This window comes from Rhodococcus sp. 05-2254-5 (genome assembly GCF_002258575.1).
Classification (GTDB): Bacteria; Actinomycetota; Actinomycetes; order Mycobacteriales; family Mycobacteriaceae; genus Rhodococcoides; species Rhodococcoides fascians.
The window spans coordinates 1-23757 of record NZ_NOZG01000014.1 but is presented as its reverse complement, the minus strand read 5'-3'; the positions used below and the strand labels follow the sequence as shown (position 1 = coordinate 23757).

At 64.0% G+C, this 23757-nt stretch carries 23 protein-coding genes and 1 pseudogene; 15 read left to right on the top strand and 9 right to left on the bottom strand.

Translation table 11 applies throughout. The features are described from left to right. Positions 1 to 10: 10 nt before the first annotated feature. The 3 genes from CH278_RS10200 to CH278_RS10190 are packed head-to-tail and all read left to right on the top strand — an operon-like array spanning position 11 to position 1953. Positions 11 to 496: a MerR family transcriptional regulator gene (locus CH278_RS10200; RefSeq protein ID WP_052068794.1), complete on the top strand. Its 486-nt coding sequence runs from the start codon at positions 11 to 13 to the stop codon at positions 494 to 496. Continuing rightward, positions 477 to 1469 carry an aldo/keto reductase gene (locus tag CH278_RS10195; RefSeq protein ID WP_032370028.1) on the top strand — a complete coding sequence of 331 codons (993 nt, stop codon included), beginning with the start codon at positions 477 to 479 and terminating at the stop codon, positions 1467 to 1469. Before CH278_RS10200 ends, CH278_RS10195 begins: the two co-directional genes overlap by 20 nt. Position 1470: 1 nt before the next feature. Further along, the gene (locus CH278_RS10190) at positions 1471 to 1953 is read left to right on the top strand and encodes a cysteine hydrolase family protein (protein WP_032370029.1); all 483 of its coding nucleotides are present in this window, start codon (positions 1471 to 1473) and stop codon (positions 1951 to 1953) included. 161 nt (positions 1954 to 2114) lie between these two features. Here the strand turns inward: CH278_RS10190 and CH278_RS10185 are convergent, their stop codons facing one another. The 7 genes from CH278_RS10185 to rpsF all read right to left on the bottom strand — a co-directional run bounded on the left by CH278_RS10185 (position 2115) and on the right by rpsF (position 9782). Beyond that, positions 2115 to 2372, bottom strand: a complete 258-nt coding sequence (locus tag CH278_RS10185) for a DUF3297 family protein (RefSeq protein WP_032367678.1) — start codon at positions 2370 to 2372, stop codon at positions 2115 to 2117. An 89-nt stretch (positions 2373 to 2461) separates the two neighbouring features. After that, positions 2462 to 5104: a replicative DNA helicase gene (dnaB, locus tag CH278_RS10180; RefSeq protein ID WP_094621830.1), complete on the bottom strand. Its 2643-nt coding sequence runs from the start codon at positions 5102 to 5104 to the stop codon at positions 2462 to 2464. 523 nt (positions 5105 to 5627) lie between these two features. Next, positions 5628 to 7907, bottom strand: a complete 2280-nt coding sequence (locus tag CH278_RS10175; RefSeq protein WP_032399387.1) for a SulP family inorganic anion transporter — start codon at positions 7905 to 7907, stop codon at positions 5628 to 5630. A 228-nt stretch (positions 7908 to 8135) separates the two neighbouring features. Next, positions 8136 to 8591: a 50S ribosomal protein L9 gene (rplI, locus tag CH278_RS10170; RefSeq protein WP_027495081.1), complete on the bottom strand. Its 456-nt coding sequence runs from the start codon at positions 8589 to 8591 to the stop codon at positions 8136 to 8138. 15 nt (positions 8592 to 8606) lie between these two features. Then, positions 8607 to 8849, bottom strand: a complete 243-nt coding sequence (rpsR, locus tag CH278_RS10165; RefSeq protein WP_027495080.1) for a 30S ribosomal protein S18 — start codon at positions 8847 to 8849, stop codon at positions 8607 to 8609. 42 nt (positions 8850 to 8891) lie between these two features. Next, entirely contained in the window at positions 8892 to 9437 is a 546-nt protein-coding gene (locus CH278_RS10160; protein ID WP_027495079.1) for a single-stranded DNA-binding protein, read from the bottom strand. A gap of 57 nt (positions 9438 to 9494) precedes the next feature. Next, complete coding sequence (rpsF, locus tag CH278_RS10155; protein ID WP_008711385.1) at positions 9495 to 9782, bottom strand: 30S ribosomal protein S6; 288 nt, start codon at positions 9780 to 9782, stop codon at positions 9495 to 9497. Between the two features lie 161 nt (positions 9783 to 9943). Here rpsF and CH278_RS10150 point away from each other — a divergent pair, with 161 nt between their 5' ends. The 3 genes from CH278_RS10150 to CH278_RS10140 all read left to right on the top strand — a co-directional run bounded on the left by CH278_RS10150 (position 9944) and on the right by CH278_RS10140 (position 12594). After that, complete coding sequence (locus tag CH278_RS10150) at positions 9944 to 11347, top strand: glycosyltransferase family 87 protein (RefSeq protein WP_045841560.1); 1404 nt, start codon at positions 9944 to 9946, stop codon at positions 11345 to 11347. A gap of 52 nt (positions 11348 to 11399) precedes the next feature. Continuing rightward, positions 11400 to 12098 (top strand): response regulator transcription factor, encoded by a 699-nt coding sequence (locus tag CH278_RS10145; RefSeq protein ID WP_045841559.1) that lies wholly within the window; start codon positions 11400 to 11402, stop codon positions 12096 to 12098. 151 nt (positions 12099 to 12249) lie between these two features. Further along, on the top strand, positions 12250 to 12594 hold the full coding sequence (locus tag CH278_RS10140) for a response regulator transcription factor (protein ID WP_027495076.1): 345 nt from the start codon (positions 12250 to 12252) through the stop codon (positions 12592 to 12594). 31 nt (positions 12595 to 12625) lie between these two features. Here CH278_RS10140 and CH278_RS10135 read toward each other — a convergent pair whose 3' ends face one another. Continuing rightward, the gene (locus tag CH278_RS10135) at positions 12626 to 13723 is read right to left on the bottom strand and encodes a DUF475 domain-containing protein (protein ID WP_032373439.1); all 1098 of its coding nucleotides are present in this window, start codon (positions 13721 to 13723) and stop codon (positions 12626 to 12628) included. Between the two features lie 125 nt (positions 13724 to 13848). Then, entirely contained in the window at positions 13849 to 14424 is a 576-nt protein-coding gene (locus CH278_RS10130; RefSeq protein ID WP_027495074.1) for a TerD family protein, read from the bottom strand. A gap of 220 nt (positions 14425 to 14644) precedes the next feature. Between CH278_RS10130 and CH278_RS10125 the strand changes: the two genes are divergently transcribed. The 9 genes and pseudogenes from CH278_RS10125 to CH278_RS10085 form a co-directional block, all read left to right on the top strand. Then, positions 14645 to 15724 carry a hypothetical protein gene (locus tag CH278_RS10125; protein ID WP_032382655.1) on the top strand — a complete coding sequence of 360 codons (1080 nt, stop codon included), beginning with the start codon at positions 14645 to 14647 and terminating at the stop codon, positions 15722 to 15724. Positions 15725 to 15753: 29 nt separating this feature from the next. After that, positions 15754 to 16902, top strand: coding sequence for an HpcH/HpaI aldolase/citrate lyase family protein (locus CH278_RS10120; RefSeq protein ID WP_094621900.1), 1149 nt, complete (start codon positions 15754 to 15756; stop codon positions 16900 to 16902). Then, positions 16899 to 19232 carry a phosphoribosyltransferase gene (locus tag CH278_RS10115; protein ID WP_094621829.1) on the top strand — a complete coding sequence of 778 codons (2334 nt, stop codon included), beginning with the start codon at positions 16899 to 16901 and terminating at the stop codon, positions 19230 to 19232. Before CH278_RS10120 ends, CH278_RS10115 begins: the two co-directional genes overlap by 4 nt. Continuing rightward, the gene (locus CH278_RS10110) at positions 19229 to 20032 is read left to right on the top strand and encodes an HAD family hydrolase (protein ID WP_179274428.1); all 804 of its coding nucleotides are present in this window, start codon (positions 19229 to 19231) and stop codon (positions 20030 to 20032) included. Before CH278_RS10115 ends, CH278_RS10110 begins: the two co-directional genes overlap by 4 nt. A gap of 39 nt (positions 20033 to 20071) precedes the next feature. Continuing rightward, positions 20072 to 21442, top strand: a complete 1371-nt coding sequence (locus CH278_RS10105) for a PPE domain-containing protein (RefSeq protein WP_094621828.1) — start codon at positions 20072 to 20074, stop codon at positions 21440 to 21442. A gap of 2 nt (positions 21443 to 21444) precedes the next feature. Next, positions 21445 to 22179, top strand: a complete 735-nt coding sequence (locus tag CH278_RS10100; RefSeq protein WP_094621827.1) for an ESX secretion-associated protein EspG — start codon at positions 21445 to 21447, stop codon at positions 22177 to 22179. A gap of 105 nt (positions 22180 to 22284) precedes the next feature. After that, on the top strand, positions 22285 to 22863 hold the full coding sequence (locus CH278_RS10095) for a hypothetical protein (protein WP_230591619.1): 579 nt from the start codon (positions 22285 to 22287) through the stop codon (positions 22861 to 22863). After that, complete coding sequence (locus CH278_RS10090) at positions 22863 to 23090, top strand: helix-turn-helix domain-containing protein (protein ID WP_027495068.1); 228 nt, start codon at positions 22863 to 22865, stop codon at positions 23088 to 23090. Before CH278_RS10095 ends, CH278_RS10090 begins: the two co-directional genes overlap by 1 nt. 114 nt (positions 23091 to 23204) lie before the next feature. After that, positions 23205 to 23705 (top strand): annotated as a pseudogene (locus CH278_RS10085) (TerD family protein); the annotation flags it as partial. Between the last annotated feature and the right edge of the window lie 52 nt (positions 23706 to 23757).

The following is a 23757-nucleotide window of genomic DNA, read 5'->3' as shown; positions in this document are numbered from 1 at the left end:
CGTCTGGTCCATGACCGCAGCACCGCATTCACCGGCCGCGACCGACGCCGAGGACGTGAGTATCGGAATTGCCGAGATGGCCGAGTCCTCGGGGCTGACGCAGGACACGCTGCGTTGGTACGAGCGGGAGGGCCTGATACCCGAGATCCCTCGCACGGCGATGGGTCGGCGCGCGTTCAGCCCGCGACTCGTCGCACTCGTGAAACTTCTGGTTCGTCTGCGGACGACCGGAATGCCCACAGCCGATATGCGCCGATTCGTGATTCTGGTGAATCTGGGTGCGTCGACGCATCAGGAACGGATCGACATTCTGACCGCGCACCGGGTACGTGTCGAAGAGAAGCAACGTCGTCTCGCCGAAGCACGGTCGGCGCTGGAGTCGAAAATCTCGCACTACGAGGACCTGATCGCCCAGGGTCTCGACTGTGACGGTCTTGCGGTCGTCACCCCATCATTCAACGAGCACAGGAGCATTGATGTCGATTCCCACTCGTAACGTCCCAGCACTCGGACGCAATGTCGGTGCCATCGGCCTCGGTTGCATGGGTATCAGCTGGGCCTATGCCGGTGCCGACACCTCCTCGGACACTGCCGGTGCACCAATCCTTGCGCATGCACTCGAGTCGGGGATCGACTTCTTCGACACCAGCGACGCCTACGCCGCCGGACACAACGAGAGGGTCGTCGGCCGCGCTCTGGCCGGGACGGATGCCGTGATCGCCACGAAAGCCGGGCTGATCGGCAACGTCGACGGCGGAGCGCCTGTTCTGACCCGAAACGGTACGCCGAAGCACCTCGCGCAGGCCTGCGACTCGAGCCTGCGGAACCTCGGTGTGGACACCATCGATCTGTACTACCTCCATCGCGTCGACGACCAGGTGCCGATCGAGGAATCCTGGGGAGCGCTGTCCGAATTGGTTGCGGCGGGCAAGGTGCGCGCCCTGGGACTCAGCGAGGTCACCGTCGAGCAGGCACGGGTGGCCCACAGTATTCATCCGGTCTCCGCGGTGCAGTCCGAACTATCCCTGTGGACTCGAAACGCGCTGGGACAGGGCACAACACCCGACGGTGAACCTATGGGAAACATGGTGGAGTGGACGAGTAAGAACGACGCGGTGTTCGTGCCGTTCTCGCCGTTGGGTCGAGGATTTCTCACCGGTTCACTCGATACCTCCACACTTCCGGCGACCGACATGCGGTTGACACTTCCCAGATTCTCCGGAGCTGCCGCCGAACAGAACCGATCGATCGTCCAGGTGGTGTCCGCAGTTGCATCGAGGCACGACTCCACCCCTGCCGCTGTGGCATTGGCGTGGGTACTCGCCCAGGGTCCCCACGTGATTCCCATTCCCGGCACCACCAACATCGAGCATTTCGACGCCAACCTGGCGGCACTGGAGCTTAAGCTCACCGCCGAGGATCTCACCGCGCTCGACGATGCACCCGCTGCAGTCGGAACCAGATACTGACATGCCGCGAACGGCATTGGTGGAGATCGACTTTCAGCCCTGGGTCATCGAGCTCGGACACGATCCCGACGCAGTGGCTCGCGCCGAATCGGTCCGTGCAGCCCAGCGCGCTACGGGCGCACTGGTGGTGTGCAGCCGCTATCTGAGCCAGGACGCTGCCGATCCTCTGCGTTCCGACCCGGAGAGCGTCGGAGCCCGCTTCCACCCGAGGATGACGCCTCGGCCGGGAGACCTCATCGCAACGAAGTTCGACCGCGACATCTGGTCCAACCCCGATCTGGATGCCCAGCTGAGACTTGTCGGGGTGGAGCACGTGGTGATCACCGGGTACCTCACGGATTTCGGGGTCCGGATTGCCGCGGAACGTGCGTGCGCACTGGGATACCGCGTCACGGTTCACTCCGATGCTTGCGCGGGATCGACCGAAGACGAGCATCAGCGAGCCCTCGAATCCATAGCGGCAGCCGGTGCCACTCTCGAGTAGTCCATGCTCGGGTGTCACCCGCGCTACATATACGCACCTCGACAGGAACGCCGGTGTGCCGAGAGACTATCGCGGTGGTCTGGTGACGCTGGGCCCCTACTACGTTGGGATCCACGTGGCCGCAGCTGATCGACAGCCGCGGACCTGTTTATCGGAGTCCGCTATTTTGCGTCGCGGAAGTACGGTTCGACTGTGCCCTTGAGCTTGACGAGCATGGGGTTTCCGTAGCGATCCTTCGCGGTCGGGACCTCGACACGCACCCAACCCTCGGACACGTTGTATTCGCGAATGCTCGTCTTCTCGACGCCGTTGAAGCGAATGCCCACGTCGCGGCGAAGAACCTCTTCGTTGTAGAAGCGGCTGCTCGGATCGATCGAGAGATGATTCGGTGGAACGTCTGTGTTCTGGTCCTCGGGCATGATTACTTTCGTCGATGTGCTGCGTTGGGTGCTGGGGTCTGAACCCCATGAAGAATACGCGACCCAGCGTTGGACCAGCGCCGCTGTCCCTAGCCCCGCGCCATGTCCACGAATCGGGACAGGTGAAGCTGGTGTGCCACAGTGATTGTCGCGGTCGGACCGTTACGGTGCTTGCCGAGGATCAGGTCGGCCTCGCCGCCGCGGGGATCGTCGCGCTCGATGGCGTCGGGGCGGTGCAACAGAATCACCATATCGGCGTCCTGCTCGAGTGAGCCGGACTCACGGAGGTCCGAGACCATCGGCTTCTTGTCGGTTCGTTGCTCAGGACCACGGTTGAGCTGGCAGACCGCGACCACCGGGCATTCGAGTTCCTTGGCCAACAGCTTGAGCTGACGGGAGAAGTCCGAGACCTCCTGCTGACGGGATTCGACCTTCTTGCCGGACGACATCAGCTGAAGGTAGTCCACCACAATGAGTTTGAGGCCGTTGCGCTGCTTGAGGCGTCGCGCCTTGGCTCGAATTTCCATCATCGTCAGGTTGGGCGAATCGTCGACGAAAAGCGGTGCTTCGCTGATCTCGCTCATGCGACGGGCCAGCTTGGTCCAGTCGTCGTCGGTCATCTTTCCGGAACGCATGTCACCGAGCTTGATCTTCGCTTCCGCGGACAGCAGACGCATGACGATCTCGGTGCGACTCATCTCCAGAGAGAAGATGACACTGGGCATACCGTGCTTGATGGAGCACGAACGCATGAAATCCATCGACAGCGTGGAGTTGTGGGTCGGGATCATCGATTCGCTGGCGAGATACAGATGATCCGCGTTGTCGACCTCCACGCAACGAACAGGAACGGAATCGACTCGACGAACGTCGACGATGAACCGCGAACCCGACCGCACAGTCGATCCAGCGGCACGACGCTCCTTGTGCAGGATCTGTTTCCGGTGCAGACCGAAGACGACATCGTCCGTCGCGAACGTCAAAGTGAATGCGGTGGACGACCCTTCGCTCCGGCCTCGGACCCTCTTGGTCGACATCTGCACGCGATAACCCAAACTGACGATCAGCTCGCGCACCCCGAGAACGAGCCGCTCGCTGGTCACCGCGAACTGAACCGAGCCGCCCGCGGTCACCGTGCCGTCGGTATCGAGGAGTCCCGCCAACAACGCGCGTCGTTGACTCTCGGACCCGCGGAGGTAGTCGGTGGGTACGTGCTTGTTGCCCAGCACACCGATTGTCCGTAAACGCGCCTGCACGGTCCCGACCGAGTTGCGGCATGCCTGGCAGCGGCGCAGACCGGTCGTTACCTTGCCGCAGTCGACGCACGCCGGGGCAGCGACAGGAGCGGACATGAAACGTGCCTTGCCACCGCAGGATTGACCGCAGGTACGGACATTGAGCGGAAACGGCATGAATTGCTTGCCGCAGACGACACAATCCTTTGCCTCGAGAACCTCGGTAGGAAGTTTGATCGAATATCGAAGAGCAGCCTTCTCCGACGCCACCACGTGCATGCCTTCGCCCTCTATCCGGGCAATGATCTCCGGGTCCGCGCTCGTGATTTTCGCGGACGCAGATGTCCCGTCTCCCAGCCACGCGCCGAGGGTGTACGGCGGCACCAGAAGCTCACGCTCGGGCAGCTGAACGGCCTCGGTATTGGTGACCGAGTGATTGATGCGGGCGTCCTTCGTCTCGCAGCGGACCGTGTTCGCGATTTCTTCGGTGGTACGCACAGCAGCGAAGGTCTTCTGATTGCGAGTCCGGTTGTAGTCGACCGCCGCCGCCTGCGCCGACTTACGCGACGCCCTGGTCTCCGTCAACCACTGATGCTCTGCATCCGCCACGATGACTGTGCCGTCGGAGAATTCGACTTCGTAGCACGGTCGATCGAGCATGACGTCAGTTGCAGCCACGACGCGAGTCGGAAGCCCGTGGGCGTCGATGAGGTGGTCTCCCACAGCCACCTCGCCCATCGTGGTCCAGCCATCCGGAGTGGGAAGCGGCGTGTCGAGTGACAGCGCCTTACCCACGCCAGGCCTCGCCGCAACGATGATCATCTGACCGGGGTGAAGACCGTTGGTGATTTCGTCGAGTTCGGCGAATCCCGTCGGCACGCCGAGGGAGATGCCGCCGCGGCTGGCGATGGAGTCGATTTCGTCCATCGTGGGCTGCAGCAGCTCTTCGAGGGGGAGGAAGTCCTCGGAGGTACGTCGCTCGGTGACCTCGTACACCTCTGCCTGTGCGCGGTCGACGACCTCGGCGACGTCCTGACCGTCGGCTCCGGCGTAACCGAACTGAACGATGCGGGTACCGGCTTGCACGAGCCGCCGGAGAATGGACTTCTCCGCCACGATCTCGGCGTAGTACCCGGCGTTGGCGGCGGTGGGCGTCGTCTGAGTCAGCGTGATCAGGTACGGCGGGCCGCCGATGCGCTTGAGCTCGCCGCGGCGATCCAGCTCGGCCGAGACGGTCACCGGGTCGGCAGGCTCACCGCGGCTGTAGAGGTCGAGAATGGCGTCGTAGACGTTCTGGTGTGCCGGCCGGTAGAAGTCGCCCGGACGGAGCACCTCGAGCACGTCGGCGATGGCATCCTTGCTCAGCAGCATGCCGCCCAACACGGACTGTTCGGCGGCCATGTCCTGTGGCGGCTGTCGCCCGAAGTCTTCGCCCGGACCTTCGCTGGAGGAGGAGCCGGAGTAGTCGGACTGTCCTCGATCGTCCACAACTGCCACGCGAACCGGCCGTCCTCTCCCCATAGTCCGAGCACGTCCGGATAACACCCGGACGTGCGGTCAAGCAAGTTCTACCCCCGGGCACCGACAGGTCCTGATCGGTACCGGATCCGCGCTGCCCCGGCACCGTTCGACGGCATCGAGAGAGACGCTGGAGGGACGTTAAGCGGTATCGCCAGGAGTCACAACACAGGCTGTGGATGGATCTGTGGATGAAATGTGGACGATGTTGAACAACGGTGTTGACCGTCTGGGGATAACCTGGGTATAACTTTTGGACTTTGCACCATTCCCGCACGTCAAGGCGTGTACATAAAGTTTTTTGCCTGTGCATCGTTCTGGGGGCGGCGTGTCGGCCGAATTGACAACTCGGGCGTGTTGAGTAAATGCCGAGTGAACTCCGTGGTGAAGTACGTCACACCGGCTGGAAATTGGCACCGAAAAAGTCTTAATGCTGGTTTCCGAGCCGAAGGGCCCGATCCCCGTCGGGAATCGGGCCCTCGTACTTCGCTCGAACAGACCGTCAGAGATCGGCCTTCTGCGGGCACAGCGCCGGGTCGAGAACCGTGATTTCCTTCGTACCGATCTGCAGCACCCGGGCCGACGGGATGTCGAAGAAGAGACCGGTGATCCGCAGACGACCCTCCGCGTTCGCGCGTCCCACCACCCGGTGGCGGGTCAACGTCTGCAGCTGCACCGCGACATTGACCATCGCGAGCTGGTCGGCCTCGCCGAAGCCCAGCTCCGCCGCTTGACGGCCCACCGCGTGCCCACTGCGGAACGCGTCCAGGCTGGCTCTCCCGTGCCCGAGCCACTCGGCCACCGACGGGTCGGCGGCGTTCTCCGCCCCGCCGAGAATCGCCTTCATGGCACCGCAACCGGAATGGCCACACACCACGACCGACGACGTACCCACTTCGTCGACGCCGAAGGCAAGGGCTGCCTCCACCGAGCAATCCTGACCTTGGGTGGGGATCATGTTGCCGACGTTGCGCACGGTGAACAGGTCACCGGGGCCGCTACTGGTGATCGTGTTCGGCATGACGCGTGAGTCGACGCAGCAGAGGAACAGCGTGTCCGGGTCCTGAGACTCGGTCAGACCTTCCAGGTGCGGACGAATGTTGGGGGCATGAGTGCGGTGGTACTCGGCCACTCCGCTCAACACCGGACGCAGAGCAGCAGGCGAGTCCTCCTGCGTGTCGTCGCTCTTGAGCTGCCACGCCCGCCACGGTGCCAACGAACTGCGCACCGTGGCAGATCCGCGCCGCGGTGGCCCTTCGGTGGCCGCAGCCATCGACGCAGTGCCGACCTCCTCGACGCGCACGGAACCACCGGTCGCCTCGTGTTGGCGGACCCACTCGTTCAACGCGTCGTGCACAGCATGGTCGAGGAAGTCGACTCCGAGATGGACGGTGACGGACGTGCCTGCGGGCACCGTGGCCAACACACGAGTCAGTCGTGGCAGCGCGAGGAAGCTCAGCGAGCCCTCCATCGTCACCCGCCAGGTTCCGTCGACCGTTTCCTCGGCCCGAATCTTCGCCAGCACCACGCGTCGCAGAACCAGGATGATCGAGAGCGCCAGGCCGATCAGCACTCCCTCGAGCAGGTTGAGCGCCACGACACCCAGCACCGTGACTGCGTAAACAGCGATGTCACCGGTCTTGTTCGCGATCTTGATGTCGGCCAGTTTGATGAGCTGCACACCGATCATCACGAGCAACCCGGCGAGCGCCGCGAAGGGCACTAGCTCGACGATGGAAATGAACAGCACCGAGAAGATCAGGATCCACACGCCGTGCAGAATCGCCGACGCGCGAGACTTGGCACCGACCTTGACGTTGGTCGCGCTACGCACGATGACGCCGGTGATCGGCAGGCCACCGATGGCACCGGAGGCCATGTTGCCCGCACCCTGCGCCATCAATTCGCGGTCGAAGTTGGTGCGCTCACCGCTGTGCATCTTGTCGACGGCCACAGCGGACAGCAGGCTCTCGACGCTGGCGATCAGCGCGATGGTGATGACACCGGTGGCGAATGCACCCCACTGACCGTCGGGCATGATCGGGAAGCTCAGAGACTCGATGAGGTTGCCCGGCAACTCGATTCGCTCGACGTCGAGCGAGAAGAAGATCGAGACCGCGGTTGCGGTGACCACTGCAACCAGTGCCGCAGGCACTTTGGAAACCTTGGCCATCACACTGGACACGCCGGCCAGTCGCGGCCACGAGAACATCAGCACGACGACGATGCCGCCGACGACGATGGACGGCCATTGGCCGTCGGCCACGGAACGCGGAATGGCGAGGAGGTTCTGCACCGCGGAGCTTTCGGACTCTCCACCGAGCAGCACGTGAATCTGTTGCAGCGCAATGGTTATACCGATGCCGGCGAGCATCGCGTGAACGACCACCGGCGAAATGGCAAGTGCACTACGAGCAATACGGCTCATGCCCAGTAGAACCTGGACGAGGCCGGCCAACACCGTGATGGCACATGTTGTGGCCCAACCGAATTGGTTGACCAACTCGGCGACCACCACAGTCAGGCCCGCAGCCGGACCACTGACCTGCAACGGCGATCCGCCGAGAATACCGGCGAGAATGCCGCCGACCACAGCGGCGATGAGGCCGGCCATGATGGGAGCGCCGGAGGCGACAGCGATACCGATCGAAAGTGGCACTGCCACAAGGAAAACGACCAGCGAGGCCGGTAGGTCGTACTTGATTATCGACCCGACCCGAGACGGCGGCTCGGATCGGGTCTTCGGACTGGGTTCTGAATCGTGCTCTGCTGTCGTTGTCACGGCAGTTCCTCCGGGCGTCTAGGCGTCAGGTCGGTCGATCGTGTTCCGGCTTGGAATGTCGCCCCCAAGTAAAGGGTACGCAAACCTCGGCCGAAGGTGGCACCGAGAGAGATCCTTCACAATTTGGAAACCGTTGTGACAGTTGAATTTTGTGAGATGGCACGAAAAAACCCCACGAACCGAAGTTCGTGGGGTTTCTCGCAGCCGTTTCGGGCCGAAAGCTGAAAATCAGCTTCCGACGACCTCCAGCTTGAACTTGGCGGTCACGTCGGGATGCAGGTTCACGACGATGTCGTGCTTGCCCGTGCTCTTGACGTGAGCCTTCGGCAGATCGATGCTGCGCTTGTCGACGACCGGTCCACCGGCAGCCTTGAGTGCAGAAGCGACGTCCGACGCGGTGACCGAGCCGAACAGCTTGCCCGAGTCGCCGGCAGTCTTGACAGACAGCGTGACGGACTCGAGGCCCTCGATGGCCTGCTTGAGCTCGTTGGCGTGCTCGAGGCCGCGAACGGCCCGAGCTTCCTGAGCGCGGCGAATGCCGTCGACCTGCTTCTGAGCTCCACGGGTGGCCTGGATGGCCAATCCGCGGGGCAGCAGGAAGTTACGGCCGTAGCCGTCCTTGACCTCTACGGTGTCGCCAGGCGCACCGAGGTTGTCCACATCAGCGGTGAGGATCAGTTTCATACCAATCGCCCCTTTCTATCGAGCCGTCGCGGCGTAAGGCAGCAGTGCTACCTCACGCGAGTTCTTCACGGCAACGGCCACGTCACGCTGATGCTGGACGCAGTTGCCGGTGACACGGCGAGCACGGATCTTTCCGCGATCGCTGACGTACTTACGCAGCAACGTCGTGTCCTTGTAATCGATCGCCGTGTTCTTTTCCTTGCAGAAGGAACACGCCTTCTTCTTGAGCACCTTGTCGCGCAATGGCGGTTTGGGCATGGGTCTTTCTCCGTTACATCTGGTTGTTCTCGATCGAAGGATCTAGAACGGTGGCTCTTCGTCTCCGCCACGTCCGCCGAAGGAGCCCGACGCCGCCGGGGCACTGCCCCAGGGATCGTCTCCACCGGAACCGGAGTTGGACGAGGAGTTCGAGCGGCCGCCGCCCGATCCGCCGGAGGAACCCGAGCCGGAGTTGAAGCCGCCTCCGCCGCCACCTCCACCGCGATTGGCCTTGTTGACCTTTGCGGTGGCGTAGCGAAGTGAAGGTCCGATCTCGTCGACTTCGAGCTCGACGACTGTCCGCTTCTCACCCTCGCGCGTCTCGTACGAACGCTGCCGCAGCCGTCCGCTCACGATCACTCGTGAGCCTCGGGTCAAGCTCTCGGCAACGTTCTCCGCTGCCTCGCGCCAGATGTTGCAGCGCATGAAGAGCGCGTCGCCGTCTTTCCATTCGTTCGTCTGACGATCGAATGTGCGCGGGGTGGATGCAACCGTGAAGTTGGCAACTGCCGCACCGGCGGGGGTGAATCGAAGTTCTGGATCAGCCGTCAAGTTTCCGATGACGGTGATGACGGTCTCGCCTGCCATGGTTCCTCTTTCAGTAGTAAGCGTTGTGAGTGCCAGCCTAGGGCCGGACACCGACAATTACTTGCCCTGTCGCAGGACCTTCGTACGCAACACGGACTCGTTGAGTCCGAGCTGACGATCCAGCTCGCTGACGGTGGCAGGCTCGGCGTTGAGGTTCACAACGGCGTAGATGCCCTCGGCATGCTTGAGGATCTCGTAAGCCAGACGACGCTTGCCCCATACATCGACCTTGTCGACGGTGCCGCCATCCTTGCGAACGACGTTGAGGAACGTATCGAGCGACGGAGCGACAGTGCGCTCGTCCAGATTGGGGTCGAGAATGACCATCAATTCGTAATGACGCATAAGACCTCATCACCTCCTGTGGACTAGTGAAAACGGCCACGGACTATCCGTGGCAGGAGGGTCGTTGCGTCAGCAACCCCTCGAAGATACACGACAGGGCCCTGACCTGCTAATTCCCTCTGGGCGCACAGTCGGGCATTCGCTCGTCATACTCTTGCACCATGCGATCCGGGGTCCGCGCCAGTCCGACGACGGTTGTCGTGGTCGTCGCGATGGCAGCAATCGGGTTGATTCTGGGATATCTGAACAAGGCCCGCTGCGCCGTCGCACCGTTCGACGAGTCCGGACGCAGCACGGTGTTCGACGTCATCAAGGACTCGTCCGTCTGCTACTCCGACATCCAGTTCCTGTGGCTCGGTCGCGATATCGACAATCACATATTTCCCTACATCCACGGGGCCATCACGAGCGATGGAATCCTCACCGGAGGGACGGTCGAGTATCCGGTTCTGAGCGGTCTGCTGATGTGGCTCGGCGCGATCCCGGCCCACACCGACGCGCAGTTCCTGTTGACCTCGGCACTGATCCTTGCGCCGTTCGGGCTTCTCACCGCTTGGATGCTCGGGCGGATGGCCGGCTGGCCGGCGCTGCTGTGGTCCATCTCCCCACCCCTGGTGATGTACGCCTTCCACAACTGGGAACTACCGGTCGTCGCCTCTGCGGTAGGTGCGATCTTCGTCATGACATTACCGATTGCATTGCGGCGCAAAGCAATTGTGGCTTCGGTACTGCTGGCGATCGGATTCTGCCTCAAGATCTATCCGGGCGCGTTCGTGCTCCCGCTCATTGCCTATGTCGTCACCGGCGGAACGAACGGTCGAGAAAAACCGGAGACCGTCCGTGGCCGCTACGACATACGCGGCGGCCTGCAGGTCGCGGGAGCCGCGATCGCCACCGTCGTCGCAGTCAACCTGCCGTTCGCCGTCATCGGTTACGAGGGCTGGCGCGCGTCCTTCACCTTCCAGTCGCTGCGCCAGGCGGATCTGACGACGAACTCCATCTGGTACTGGGGGCTGCGCCATCTCTACGTCAACGACCGCATGACGCCCGACGCGTACAACGACGCCGAAGCGTCGTTCCAGAAAGTCGTCGACGTGGCCTCGCCGCTCCTGGTGTTCGTCGCGTTCGCGCTCGCGCTGTGGCTCGGCTTCCGGCGCGCGAACGTGATCGGCACCTATCCCTGGGTCGCCGTGAGCGGGTCGATGCTGTGCGGCTTCATGCTGCTGCACAAGGTGCACTCACCCCAGTACACGCTGTGGCTGCTTCCCTTCCTCGTGTTGCTTCGGGTCCCCTGGGGGATTGTCGCCGCGTACTTGATGGTCGATCTGTCGATGGGGATCGGCGTGTTCAAGTACTTCGCTGCGCTGGCCTCCGGCGTCGACGCCAACGACGAGGAATTCTTCGTCCTCGTCGGAGTCTGGGGGCGAGCGCTGCTGCTGGTGGTGCTGTTCGTGGTGTTCGCCCGCGCTCGCCTGCGGTTCGCCCAACCGGGCGAAACCGACTCGGAGTCGGTAACGTCGCCTCGTTCGTCGACGACATCTGTGACGGCATCACCGAGGCACTAGAGCTTCGGGCAACAGGGCGCTGGGGAAATAGCGCGCAGAGCGGGGCGGGGACATGGCACAGGTGTCGCAAACTCAGGGAAGTACCGAGGACGGCACTGCCGCGGTACGTCGGATCGGTTTGATCGAGGACCACGAATCCGTCGCGCTCGGCCTCAAGGCCATGCTGGCGGACGAACCCGATCTCGATCTCGTGATCATGGCCTCCACCGTGGACGAATTGCTCGCCCAGCGAAAGCCGCTCGACCTGGTGGTACTCGATCTGCGCCTCGGCGACGGATCGTCTCCGCGCTCGAACGTGGAACAGTTGCACGCCGCGGGATCACGAGTGCTGGTGTACACCGGTGCCGAGAACGCATTCCTGGTTCGGTCCGCTGCACGCGCGGGAGTACTCGGCGTGGTGCGCAAGTCCGCGCCCGCATCGGCCATCGTGTCTGCGATCCGGCGAGCCGCGAGCGGCGGGCAGGTGGTCACCACGGACTGGGCCGCGGCGATCGACGGCGATCCGCAACTGCCCGACGTCGGTCTGAGCCCACGTCAACGCGAGGTGCTCGCCCTTTACGCGTCGGGCGAGAAGGCAGGACGCGTCGCCCGCCTGGCCGGACTGTCGGAACAGACCGTGAACGACTACCTCGTGCGCATCCGCAACAAATACGCCGAGGCGGGGCGTCCGGCACCGACCAAAACCGACCTGTACAAACGCGCGGTCGAAGACGGCTGGCTCCCGATGCCCGAGCTCCCCTCGCAGGACTGATGACCGTTTGGAACGCGATTCATGACGCATCCTCGGAGTTGACGGTTCAAATGCCCATAGAAATCAGGGCAGCGAGTCTGTGATCGACCTGTGAGAATGAGTCGACTCAGGTTTAGACCGTCTCAACCTGCCTCGGCCCTCGGGAGAACTGATGTCCGCACTGCTCGATCCCATGCCCTCGGAACACAGCGACTCCATCTCTGCCGCACCGCTCGCTCGCGGACTGATCAGCCTGGTGCCGCCCGCTGAGCAGAGAGACAAGTTCCCCACGCGGCCCGGCCTGACCGACCGTGAGATCGAGGTACTGCTCTGCTGGATTCGCCTCGACTCCAAGACCGAGGTCGCGAAGGCACTGTTCCTGTCGCTGGGAACCGTCAACACCCACTTGACGCGCATCCGCGCGAAATACACCTCTGTCGGACGGTCCGCCCCGACCAAGGCCGCCCTGGTGGCCCGGGCCCTGCAGGACGGACTCGTCGACATCTCGGAGCTGTAAGTCTTCGAGCTGTTGCGGTTCGAAGCGAAGGTCAGACGTGGACTTCGGTGTCCACGCCTTCGCTCTCGAGACGCTTGTTGCGTCGGATGCTGCTGATCAGTGCGGCACCGATGAAGAGGATTCCGACGAAGCCGGTGATCAGTTCGTTGATGTGAACGCCGATCGACACGAGCAGGATGAGGGCCAAGGCACCGATGGCCCAGTGCGCGCCGTGCTCGAGGTAGACGTAGTCCGACAACGTTCCCTTGCGAACGAGGAACACCGTGATCGAGCGAACGAACATGGCACCGATGAAGCCGAGGCCGAGCGCGATGATGATCGGGTCCGCGGTGATGGCGAAGGCTCCGATGACACCGTCGAACGAGAACGACGCGTCGAGGACCTCGAGGTAGAGGAACAGGAAGAAGCCGGCCTTGCCGGTCGCCTTCGCCAGTTCGCTCGGGCCGCCGGAGGACTCTTCGCCCTCTTCCTCGATGTGGAACAGTTCGCCGAGACCGTTGACGGCAATGTAGGTGATCATGCCGAGCACGCCGGAGACCATGACGGTGGAAATCTTGTCGTCGTCGGCGAGGAATTCGGCGCTGAGCACGAGCAGCAGGCCCGCGACGACAACGGACAGCTGATCGAGGCGACCGATCCGGGCGAGAGGCTTCTCCAGCCAGCTCAGCCACGTGATCTCGCGATCCTCGAAGATGAAGCCGAGGAAGAGCATCAGCAGGAACATGCCGCCGAAGGCTGCGATCTGCGGATGTGCGTCGGTGAGGAGCGTTTCGTAGCTCGGCGAACCGTCCGGGAAGGTCGCGGCACCGTCGGCGGGCGGGTTGAGCGCTAGGTCGATGGCGGCGACCGGACCGAGGCCCGACGCAGCCCAGACGATGACCAGCGGGAACAGCAACCGCATGCCGAACACGGCGATGACGATGCCGATGGTGAGGAAGATCTTCTGCCAGAACTCACTCATCCGTCGCAACACGGTGGCGTTGATGACGGCGTTGTCGAAGGACAGGGACACTTCGAGCACACCGAGGATGAGGACGAGAATCATCGCCTCGAGTCCGCCGTACAAGAAGGCCACGATGACGGACACGATGGTGACCGCAATCGACCAGCCGAAGATTCTCATAACCACGTCAGTGGCCTTTCTGGCTAGGAGCAGAGCCCGCAGGCGCGACCAAGTTGGGGGACGAAACGGAAAAACCCCCGCCCATCATGAATGACGAGGCGGGGGTATCCCCAATCTTGGGAGCGCCTTTACTAGACGTTTACTCCGAAGTCCCGGGCGATGCCTGCGAGTCCGGACGCGTAGCCCTGGCCGACTGCGCGGAACTTCCACTCCGCGCCGTTGCGGTACAGCTCGCCGAAGACCATCGCGGTCTCGGTCGAGGCATCCTCGCTGAGGTCGTAGCGAGCAAGCTCGGAGTTGTCGGCCTGGTTGATGACGCGGATGAACGCGTTGCGCACCTGACCGAACGACTGCGAGCGAGCGTCCGCATCGTAGATCGACACGGGGAACGTGATGGTCTCGATCTCCGGCGGCACAGCGGCGAGATCGACCTTGATCTGCTCGTCGTCTCCGTCGCCTTCACCGGTCGTGTTGTCCCCGGTGTGCTCGATGGAGCCGTCGGGAGACTTCAAGTTGTTGAAGAACACGAAGTGCCCGTCGCTCAGGGCCTTCTTCGTCGAGTTCAATGCGATGGCGCTGGCATCGAGGTCGAAGTCGGTGCCCGTCGTCGTGCGGATGTCCCAACCGAGGCCGACCACGACCGCGGTCAGGTTCGGTGCTGCCTTGGTGAGCGAGACATTGCCACCCTTGCTGAGGCTGACGCCCATTGAGAGGTCCTTTCGCAATTGGTTTCCCGTTACGGGTACAACCGTAGTGGGAATGTCCGGTTTCTGGACGTACTCGACCAACGAGCGCGGTGATGCGGAGGTTCCCGTCGGTAGTATCGAACAGGTGACAAGTCGCTGGCCTGGGGTGTTTCGCCGAGGTTCCGAATCGGACGCCGCCGCGCGTCGTTCCCAGGACGCCGCTGTCGCCGCCTTTCTCGACATGGACAAGCGACAGTCCATCGCATCCGCCGGCGTCGAGGCATCCACCGCGCTGCGCCCGGAGGACGGACTCGCCCGCCGATGGTTCGATACCGAGAAGCTGTGTTTCGACGCGGGAGCGGCGTATCTCGCTGCCGTCGAACAGTTCGACGGAATCACCACTGCCGCCGCGAGGTCGGCATTCGACAACGCGACGCGGCTGCTCCACGACGCCAGCGTCGCCGTCGATCGTTTCTACGAGGCTCATCGCAGCACTCTCGAGCACGCCTCGGCACAGTTCGCGGCCACCCCGCGCCTGGTGCAGGACGCACTGGCCGAGGCGGACGCTGCGCGGTCCACCGTCGACGAGCAGTACGCCACCTATCCATCACTGCGGCAGGCCTGGAACGAACTGGATGCCGCCACAACACAATTGAACGATGTTCGACGGGATCCGCTGCGTGCGCGAGAGCAGGCCACCGTCGTCCGGGACAGATCCACTGCGTTGCGCGAGGCGGTTCGCTCGGCTCCCGGACGCCAGCAGGAGGCCCGGACCGCACTGGTCTCGGTGCGGACCCGAATCGAAGCCGTACGAACGAGATCCGAGGGGATCGCGCCGGCCTTCTCGAGTTTGCTTCGCGAATTCAATGCCAAGAGTTCGGCAGATCTGTCGCACAACGAACGATCGAGTGTGCGCCACATCGAGCAGGCCGACGAGGATCTGCGAGCGGCCCGTTCGGCGCTCGACACGGGCAACCCCGAGCAGGCCTTGGATCTCGTCGCCCAGGCCCGGTCGCACCTGACCGATGCCGAGCACCTGGTCGATGCCGTCACCGATCGTGTTCGCCTGCTGCGCGCAGTCAAAGCCGATCCGAGCGAGACCGAGAACAAGGTCCGGTTCAAACTTCGTGACGCTCAACAACTCGCGATCAATCGCGGTCTGGTTGCCGAATGGGGCTCGGTGCTGGATGCTCAGCTCGCCCGGATCGACAGGGCGAGCAACGCACTGACGGGTACCCATCCCGACTACTGGTCATATCTGCAGGATCTGGCTACCATTTCGGACTTCATCGCAGGCGTGATCGAACGCATGCGCAGCTAGCACCGACCGCATTCACACGAAGGATCATGGTGCAACACTTTCGCCATCTCGACGCCGACACCCGCGAACGCATGTTCTTCCTGCAACCGAAGGACATCGCGGTCAGCGACGGAAACAACGTCGTAGCAACAGCACTCGGTGCAACGCTGTACATCCCCGCGACCCGTGCGGACCTGACCGCGACGGTGCACAAGCGCACCGACGAGGGCGTTCGATCGATCGTGATCGATCTCGAAGATGCAGTCGCAGATCATGATCTGCAGTACGCGGTGGAGAACACCATCCGAACTCTGAACGAACTCTCGGGTTCGAATGCACTGGTGTTCGTCCGAGCCCGCACGGCCCAACAGATTCGGACGGTCTGCGCCGGTCTGACTCCTGGGGCCGCTGGACTTGCCGGTTTCGTCGTACCGAAGTTCACCTCGGCAACCGGAGCCGAGTACCTCGACGAGATTCTCGCCGCATCCACCGCGCACGACACCCGCTTGTTGGCGATGCCGGTTCTCGAGTCGGCCGAGGTGGTCCACCGTGAAACACGCGACACCGAACTCGTTGCCATCCGGGAACTACTGGGAAAATACCGAGACATCGTGCTGGCCGTCCGCATCGGAGCCACCGACATGTGCGGCACCTTCGGCATTCGCCGCGACCGTGACCTGACGATCTACGACGTCCGCGTCGTGGCCGACGTCATCAGCGCGATCGTCAATCACCTGGGCCGCAACGACGGATCGGGATTCGTCATCACCGGGCCGGTGTGGGAGTACTTCGCAGACCACGAACGCATGTTCCGGCCACTTCTGCGCCAGACGCCGTTCGTCGACCAGGAGGCCGTGCGCTTCCGGCAGCAACTGGTCAGCAGCGACTTGGACGCACTGCTGCGCGAGGTCGCCCTCGACCGCGCCAACGGTATCCAGGGCAAGACGGTCATCCATCCATCCCACGTTCCTGCCGTGCACGCATTGTCCGCAGTGACGCACGAGGAATACCACGACGCCCTCGACATTCTGGCCTCCGATCAGGGCGGCGCGCAGGCCTCCGGCTACCGGAACAAGATGAACGAGCTGGGACCACATCGCAATTGGGCGAAACAGACGATGGTCCGCGCCCGGGCATTCGGGGTCACCAACGAAGGGATCACGTTCGTGGACCTGCTGACGGCGCTGGCTCAGCGATGACCGACAACCCGGCCGACGGCATCGTCCTGACCGACACCGGCTCCTCGTCGTCGTGGACGGCACGACAACTGGTGCGTCCCGGCCTACGCCGCAATCCCCGACGGGCACATCTGTTGGTGTCCACTGTGCTCGGCAAACACATACCCGTGGATCCGGACGTCGTCATCGGTGCCGGCGAAGAATTGGCCGGCCTGGTCGCTGCGGCGGTCGGCGGCTCCGACGTAGATGTTCTCGGATTTGCCGAGACCGCAACGGGATTGGGTCACACGGTGGCAACCGCCCTCGATGCGCGCTGCTATGTGCACTCGACCCGCCGCACGGTACCGGGCATGACGGTGCACGGAGAGTTCGAGGAAGGGCACTCGCACGCCACCGACCATCTGCTGATGCCGACCTCGGCGGACCTGCTCGGCGGCGAACTACCCCTCGTTCTCGTCGACGACGAGATCTCGACCGGAGCCACCGCGCTCGATGCGCTCCGCCAGATCCATTCCACGGCTGCGCGTTCCCACTACGTCATCGCATCCCTGGTGGACATGCGCAGCGCCGAGCATCTCGACGCGACCGCAGCAACGGCCGCCGAACTGGGCGTCGTGATCGACAATGTCAGCCTCGCTCAGGGATCGGTCGAGCTGGCACCCGGGCTCGTGGAGACGGTACTGAACCTGCCCGATCCGACGTTCAATCCGATTGCTGCACAACCTGGTTCGGTACGCCGCATCGACGCGCACTGGCCCGCAGCTCTACCCGACGGCGGCCGCCACGGCTTCCTCGGGTCCGATGCGGCCGGGTTCGACGACGCGATCGAAGCAGTCGCGGCCACCGTCGACGCGTCGCTCCCCGACTCGGGTGCCGTCGTGGTCGTCGGCCACGAGGAGCTGATGTACCTGCCGTTACGCCTGGCGGCAGCGCTGCAACGACGCGGACACAGCGCACTGTTCCAGACGACCACCCGCTCGCCCGCCTACGTACTCGACGTGGCGGGCTACCCACTGCGCCGGGGCTTCGAATTCGCAGCACCCGAGGACGAATCCTCTCTGCGCTACCTCTACAACGCCGACGCGCCGGCCGACTCGACCCTGGTGTTCGTCGCCGATGCCCCCGCAGATACCGACGCACTCACCGCCGCGGCGGGGACACTCGCGGCGGCGGGCACCGACGTGCTGGTCGTGGTCGTCACCGGTGCCGATCCGCAGGCGCTCGAGATCGCCAGACGTGCCCGTCCGCTGCGTGGGCCCGAGTTCGGCTCGTACGCGCCGGACGAGGTGACCTGGCTACTCAAAGACCTGTCGGGGATCTCGCTGGAAGCGGCAACGGCGGAGCGCGAGAGGGCGATTCAGGCCGGCACGGCGCACTATGCCGAATCGCTGCCGGTCGAATTCCAACCCGATCTCGCGTATCGCGAACTGTTCGAGAAGGTACTGCACGAGAGTGCGGCGCGGCTCGCGGTCGCCGTCGGAACCGTCACCGAGGTGGTGCTCGCCGAGCGCGGACACGACATCGTGCTCGCATCACTGGCGCGGGCCGGTACTCCGGTGGGAATTCTGATGCGGCGCTGGGCTTTCGCCGCCCACGGCATCGAGATACCGCATTACGCCGTCTCGATCGTGCGTGATCGGGGTATCGACAGCGTCGCTCTGCGCTACCTCGCCGAGCACCACGATTCACGCTCGGTGGTGTTCGTGGACGGCTGGACCGGCAAAGGTGCCATTGCACGCGAACTCACAGCGGCACTAAGCGACTTCCCTGGGGCGGACTTCGACGACGATCTGGCCGTGCTCGCCGATCCCGGACACTGCGCTCGCACCTACGGGACCCGAGACGACTTCCTCATCGCCTCGGCCTGCCTGAATTCGACCGTCTCGGGCCTCGTTTCGCGAACAGTGCTCAACGACAGCCTGATTCGTCCCGGAGACTTCCACGGCGCGAAGTACTATGCGGATCTCGCACCCGACGACGTGTCGCGGCATCTACTCGACGCGGTGACGGCTCGATTCGACGACGTGCGTGACGAGGTCGCGGAGACGGTGTCGTCGGTGCTCGCGTCCGACAGGACTCCCACCTGGTCGGGATGGGCATCGGTGGAGAAGGTCCGCCAGCAGTACGGCATCTCGCACGTCAACTTCGTCAAGCCCGGTGTCGGCGAGACCACGCGGGTGCTGCTACGCCGAGTACCGTGGCGCGTGTTGGTGCGCGACGCGAATGCTCCGGAGCACCAACATATTCGGATGCTCGCCGAAGCCAGGGGAGTACCGGTCGACGTGGTACCCGACCTCGCCTACTCGTGCATGGGTCTGATCAAGAACGTCTCCACCGAGGATGCCTCGTGAGCGCCCTCGTCGCCGTCGACCTCGATCGCACGATGATCTTCTCCGAAGGCGCGCTCGGTGTGCCCCTGGACGAGACGTTCGAGTGCGTGGAGGTGTACGAGGGCAAACCGTTGTCGTACATGAGCACTCGGTCGATGTCGCTGCTCCGCGGGTTGAGCGAGAGCGTCCCCGTGGTTCCGACGACGACGCGGACCATCGAACAGTTCCAGCGCGTCGACTTGCCGGGTGCCCCGTGGCGGTACGCCATCACCAGCAACGGTGGCAACATTCTCGTCGACGGTGAGCCGGATACGGCCTGGCGCAAGGGCTTCGATCTGGACCTGGCCGGCATCGGCGCAGAGTTGAGATCGAGGGTCTCCGAAGACTGGGTGCTCAAATACCGCGAGGCCGACGGCCTGTTCTGCTACCTCGTCGTCGACGTCACCGCCGTCCCGCCGGACTTCGTCTCGGACTGGTCGCAGTGGTGTGCGGCACGCGACTGGAACGTCTCCCAGCAGGGTCGCAAGATCTACACGATGCCCAACGCGGTGTGCAAGAGCTCCGCCGTGGCCGAGGTCCGTGCCAGGCTGGTTCAGGACGGTTCCCTGGATGCCGAGGCCGGCGTGTTCGCTGCCGGTGACGGCGCACTCGACGCCGAGATGCTCATGGCCGCCGACGAGGCAGTTAGGCCGCGGCACGGCGAGCTCGAACTGCTGGGGTTCACCCGCCCCGGGTTGACCGTCACCGATTCCTCCGGCGTACGGGCCAGCGAGGAAATTCTCGAGTGGCTGCGGAACCGAACCACTGCGCACCGCGTCTAACAGTTCGTCGGGGGGACAGGCGCGTGGCAAGGGGTGGGCATGGCGAATCCGTACGAGGAACTCGAAGCGACGATCGACGGGATAGTCACCAACATATTCGTGACCCCGGTGGGGCCCGAGCTCGTCGGCACCATGCTCGGGGAGGCGTTCGAGAAAGCGAACGGGGCATTCGACTACCGCGGTGACTACGAACCCAACGAAGTGACGATCACCGAACCGTTCGAGGTGATGTCACACGAGGACATCGCGGGCATGGTCGGGTCGTTGGCCATCGGTCCCATTGCGACTTCGTCGAAGAACTGGAACGACCTCTCGGCCGCCGCCGGCTCCGGATCCGACGGCTTCCGAACGGGAATCGAGGCGGCCATGGCGTCGGGCTGGTCCGGGCCGATGTCCGACGCCGTGCGCGGCGGCGTAGGCGATTACGTCTCGTCGGCGTCCGCGCTGGCCACGTCGATGAGCCTGATCGGGAACAAGCTGCTCGAAGCACACGCGGGATTCGAGCAGACCAAGTCGAGAATGCCGCCGGTGGTCGCATCCGAGGCCAGCACCCTGATCGGTTCCCTGCTCCCCGTTCCGTTCGCCACGAAAACGGCGACGGCAGTGCAGGAGGAACAGCAGAACGAAGCGCGTCGCATCATGCGATCGGTGTACGTACCGGGCGTGGTGCTGTCTGACACCAACGTTCCGGTGCTGCCGACGGCGCACAATCCCGTCGACGGCGGAGGCGGCGGTTCCACCGGCGGCTGGGCAGGCGGTTTCCCGGCAGGCAATTATCCGGCCGCCAGTGGGAGCGGCGGTGCGACGTCCGGTGGGGGCGCAGGCTCGGCAGGAGCCGTCGATCCCGCAGCGCAGTCGGCTGCGCAGCAGACCGAAGCCGGCACCGCGACGCCTGGACAATCGGGCCCCGGGCAACCGGGTTCGAGTCCATCCGGACCGCTGCCGCCTGCAGATCGATCCGGGGAAACCCGGGCCGCCGCAGCCGGTGGCCCCGGAAATGCTCCCGGGGGACTCGGAAGCAACGTGGGAGGCGGCGGTTCCTCGGGGACAGGCTCCCCGGGTGCCGGCTACGGCGGCTCGGGCTACAGCGGCTCCAACTACGGCGGCTCGGGCTACAACGGATCCGGTGGCGGTGTGGGTTCCGGTGCAGGTTTCGGCGGCTCTGTTCTCGGGTCTCCGATCGGTTCCGGCGGTTCCAGCGGCGGCCCGGGCGGCGCGAGTGCGGCGGCGGCCGGTCGAGCAGGGGCTCACGGTATGCCCGGAGTGGGCGGTATGGGCGCGGCGGGAGGTCGTGGCACCGGCGACAACGACGGAGAACACACCACCCCCGGCTATTTGATCGACGTCGGCAACGGCAGCGAACTGATCGGCGACCTGCCACTCGTCGCACCCCCTGTGCTCGGCGGCTGACGGTGACGCAGTGGACCGTGCGGGGCATGGATTTCGCGATGCTCTGCAGTCGTTTCGGACGGGATCGGCTGCCCTACCCTCTGGCCGTCACCGTCGACGTCGATACCGAGGGTCAGCTCCGACAGCTGCGGCGCGAAGCGTCGGCGAGGATCGACGCGCTGGTGGACGAGCGGCTCGAGGCAGCCATCGGAGTGGTGATCGACCCCGCTGTGCGCATCGAATGCCGAAGCGACACCCACGATCTCGGGCAGAGCCCGGTGCGCGTTCATGCAGCGGTGACCCATGATTTCGCGGTCGTCCTCACCCGACGACCCGGGCCGGACTGTTCGGTCACGATCGACACGGTGACCCCGGCATCTGCCCCCGTACGGATCGCCGAGTCCGTGCCGACCGTGCAGGCCGGACGCCGTGCGGCCGCCACCCTCGAACATCCCTGCACTGCAACCACATCGAGCGGAGCAATCCTGTCCACGGCCACTCGAAACGCGACTGCGGACGAGAAATTCGAGGCGTTCTTCGCCCGACCGCGATCGGCAGTCGGCGAGGTGATCGTCGCGCGCGGCGCCACCTACGACCACCGCCGCGATACCGATGCCGTCTCGTTCTTCTGGATGGACTTCGACGGGGACGGCCGCTACCTCGTTCGTTCCCACGCGTCGATCGACGTCGTGCCCGCCGATTCCACCCGATTCGTCGCCGAAATCGGGCGACAGTTGGAGTCGGCCTTACGCCGATGACACAGCCCACCCCTTGACACCGTATCGATTTTCGATAGGTTATCGATATTCGTTGTTATCGACTATCGATATGGAGGCGGCGGGATGGCATACGGACTGGGTTCCATGAGGACCAACAAGTGGGCGATGGTGTTCTACGGAGCACTGGCCGTGGGCTGGACCGGCTGGAAGATGTGGAAATACCACTCCTCGGACTACGTCCTTGCCACGGTCGAACCCGAGTGGAACACCCCGCCGGTGGAGTTGTTCGGAGGCCAGTTGCAACCGGGGAACTCGGTCGAGCTGAGCGTCCCGAAAGCCGAAATCGTACGACTGCTGGGCTTCATCGACGTGATGCGCTACGGATCCCTCGCCGTCGGACTGGTGATCATCCTGGTGGGCCTGCTGTTCTTCTACCGCTTCTGCGATCGCGTCATCGCCGGGAATCCCTTCACCAACGCCGCACGCACCGACGTCGTAGTGATCGGCGCGTGCATTCTCGCCTACCCCATCATCACTGGGTTCATGAACATGCTGGGCACCAACAGCGTCGTCGGTGCGCTCGAGCTGAGCGGGACCGTGGACACCGCTCGACCGGCCACCGGTCTCTGGATCGCAATCTTCGTGTCCACGTTCCTGCAATTCGTCTACGCCACCATCGCCCAGGGCTCCAAGCTTGCTCGCGACGCCGATGGTCTGGTCTGATGGCCGAGGAATTCGTCGACCATCTCGTCGTGTGTCATCTCGGCGAGATCCTCGAAGCCCGCGGCATGACGCTCGCCGAGCTGTCGCGTCTGGCGGGGGTCAGCGTCGTGAATCTGTCGGTACTCAAGAACGACCGCGCCAAGGCAATCCGATTCTCCACCTTGACCGCCGTATGCCGGGTGCTCGGCTGCACCCCTGGCGACCTGTTCACCCTCCGCCAGATCTGACCGACAGGCCTTCGCGGTCACATCAGTCGGACAAATCGACCAAGTACATTGGATGACGGTAACCAGCACTTCGAGAGAGAGTCCACCACATTGTCTGCTCCGGCCGGTCAACCGTTGTCCAAGGGTCAGAACGGCCCCCTCACCGTCGGCGACGTCGTCGTGTCCATCGCCCTGGCGGTGCCGGCCGACCTGTCTGCACTTCTGGTCACCGACGCCGGAAAGGTGCGCACGGACGCCGATTTCGTGTTCTTCAATCAGCCGACCGGCCCCGGCGTCCGCCTCGAACCCGGGCAGGGCGGGCCGGCGCGGCTCGCCGTCTCGCTCGGTGCTGTTCCGTCCGACATCGAGCAGATCCGTGCGGTCATCACCCTCGACGACGCGTCGAGCAACTTCGGCCGATCGGCGCCCCCGGTCGCGCGAGTCAGCGACACCGCGGGAAATGTGTTGTACGAGTACACGATCGAGGGCCTCAGCTCCGAGTCCATCGTCATTGCGCTGGAGATCTACCGCCGCCAGGGGAGCTGGAAAGTGCGCGCCGTGGGGCAGGGATACGCGGGTGGTTTCGCTGCGTTGGTGACCGATCACGGTGTCTCCGTGGACGACGCGCCGGCTCCGGTGTACGTCTAGTCAAATATCGGGACGACAACCCCTTTGAGGAGTATCGATC

What these genes read in the sequence shown, in the direction of transcription:
- CH278_RS10125 (WP_032382655.1), top strand. Translation starts at nt 14,645, where the DNA reads ATGGACAAGCGACAGTCCATCGCATCCGCCGGCGTCGAGGCATCCACC.
- CH278_RS10145 (WP_045841559.1), top strand. Translation starts at nt 11,400, where the DNA reads ATGGCACAGGTGTCGCAAACTCAGGGAAGTACCGAGGACGGCACTGCC.
- CH278_RS10195 (WP_032370028.1), top strand. Translation starts at nt 477, where the DNA reads ATGTCGATTCCCACTCGTAACGTCCCAGCACTCGGACGCAATGTCGGT.
- CH278_RS10150 (WP_045841560.1), top strand. Translation starts at nt 9,944, where the DNA reads ATGCGATCCGGGGTCCGCGCCAGTCCGACGACGGTTGTCGTGGTCGTC.
- CH278_RS10090 (WP_027495068.1), top strand. Translation starts at nt 22,863, where the DNA reads ATGGCCGAGGAATTCGTCGACCATCTCGTCGTGTGTCATCTCGGCGAG.
- CH278_RS10115 (WP_094621829.1), top strand. Translation starts at nt 16,899, where the DNA reads ATGACCGACAACCCGGCCGACGGCATCGTCCTGACCGACACCGGCTCC.
- rplI (WP_027495081.1), bottom strand. Translation starts at nt 8,591, where the DNA reads ATGAAACTGATCCTCACCGCTGATGTGGACAACCTCGGTGCGCCTGGC.
- rpsR (WP_027495080.1), bottom strand. Translation starts at nt 8,849, where the DNA reads ATGCCCAAACCGCCATTGCGCGACAAGGTGCTCAAGAAGAAGGCGTGT.
- rpsF (WP_008711385.1), bottom strand. Translation starts at nt 9,782, where the DNA reads ATGCGTCATTACGAATTGATGGTCATTCTCGACCCCAATCTGGACGAG.
- CH278_RS10185 (WP_032367678.1), bottom strand. Translation starts at nt 2,372, where the DNA reads ATGCCCGAGGACCAGAACACAGACGTTCCACCGAATCATCTCTCGATC.
- CH278_RS10105 (WP_094621828.1), top strand. Translation starts at nt 20,072, where the DNA reads ATGGCGAATCCGTACGAGGAACTCGAAGCGACGATCGACGGGATAGTC.
- CH278_RS10095 (WP_230591619.1), top strand. Translation starts at nt 22,285, where the DNA reads ATGAGGACCAACAAGTGGGCGATGGTGTTCTACGGAGCACTGGCCGTG.
- CH278_RS10200 (WP_052068794.1), top strand. Translation starts at nt 11, where the DNA reads ATGACCGCAGCACCGCATTCACCGGCCGCGACCGACGCCGAGGACGTG.
- CH278_RS10130 (WP_027495074.1), bottom strand. Translation starts at nt 14,424, where the DNA reads ATGGGCGTCAGCCTCAGCAAGGGTGGCAATGTCTCGCTCACCAAGGCA.
- CH278_RS10140 (WP_027495076.1), top strand. Translation starts at nt 12,250, where the DNA reads ATGTCCGCACTGCTCGATCCCATGCCCTCGGAACACAGCGACTCCATC.
- CH278_RS10160 (WP_027495079.1), bottom strand. Translation starts at nt 9,437, where the DNA reads ATGGCAGGCGAGACCGTCATCACCGTCATCGGAAACTTGACGGCTGAT.
- CH278_RS10190 (WP_032370029.1), top strand. Translation starts at nt 1,471, where the DNA reads ATGCCGCGAACGGCATTGGTGGAGATCGACTTTCAGCCCTGGGTCATC.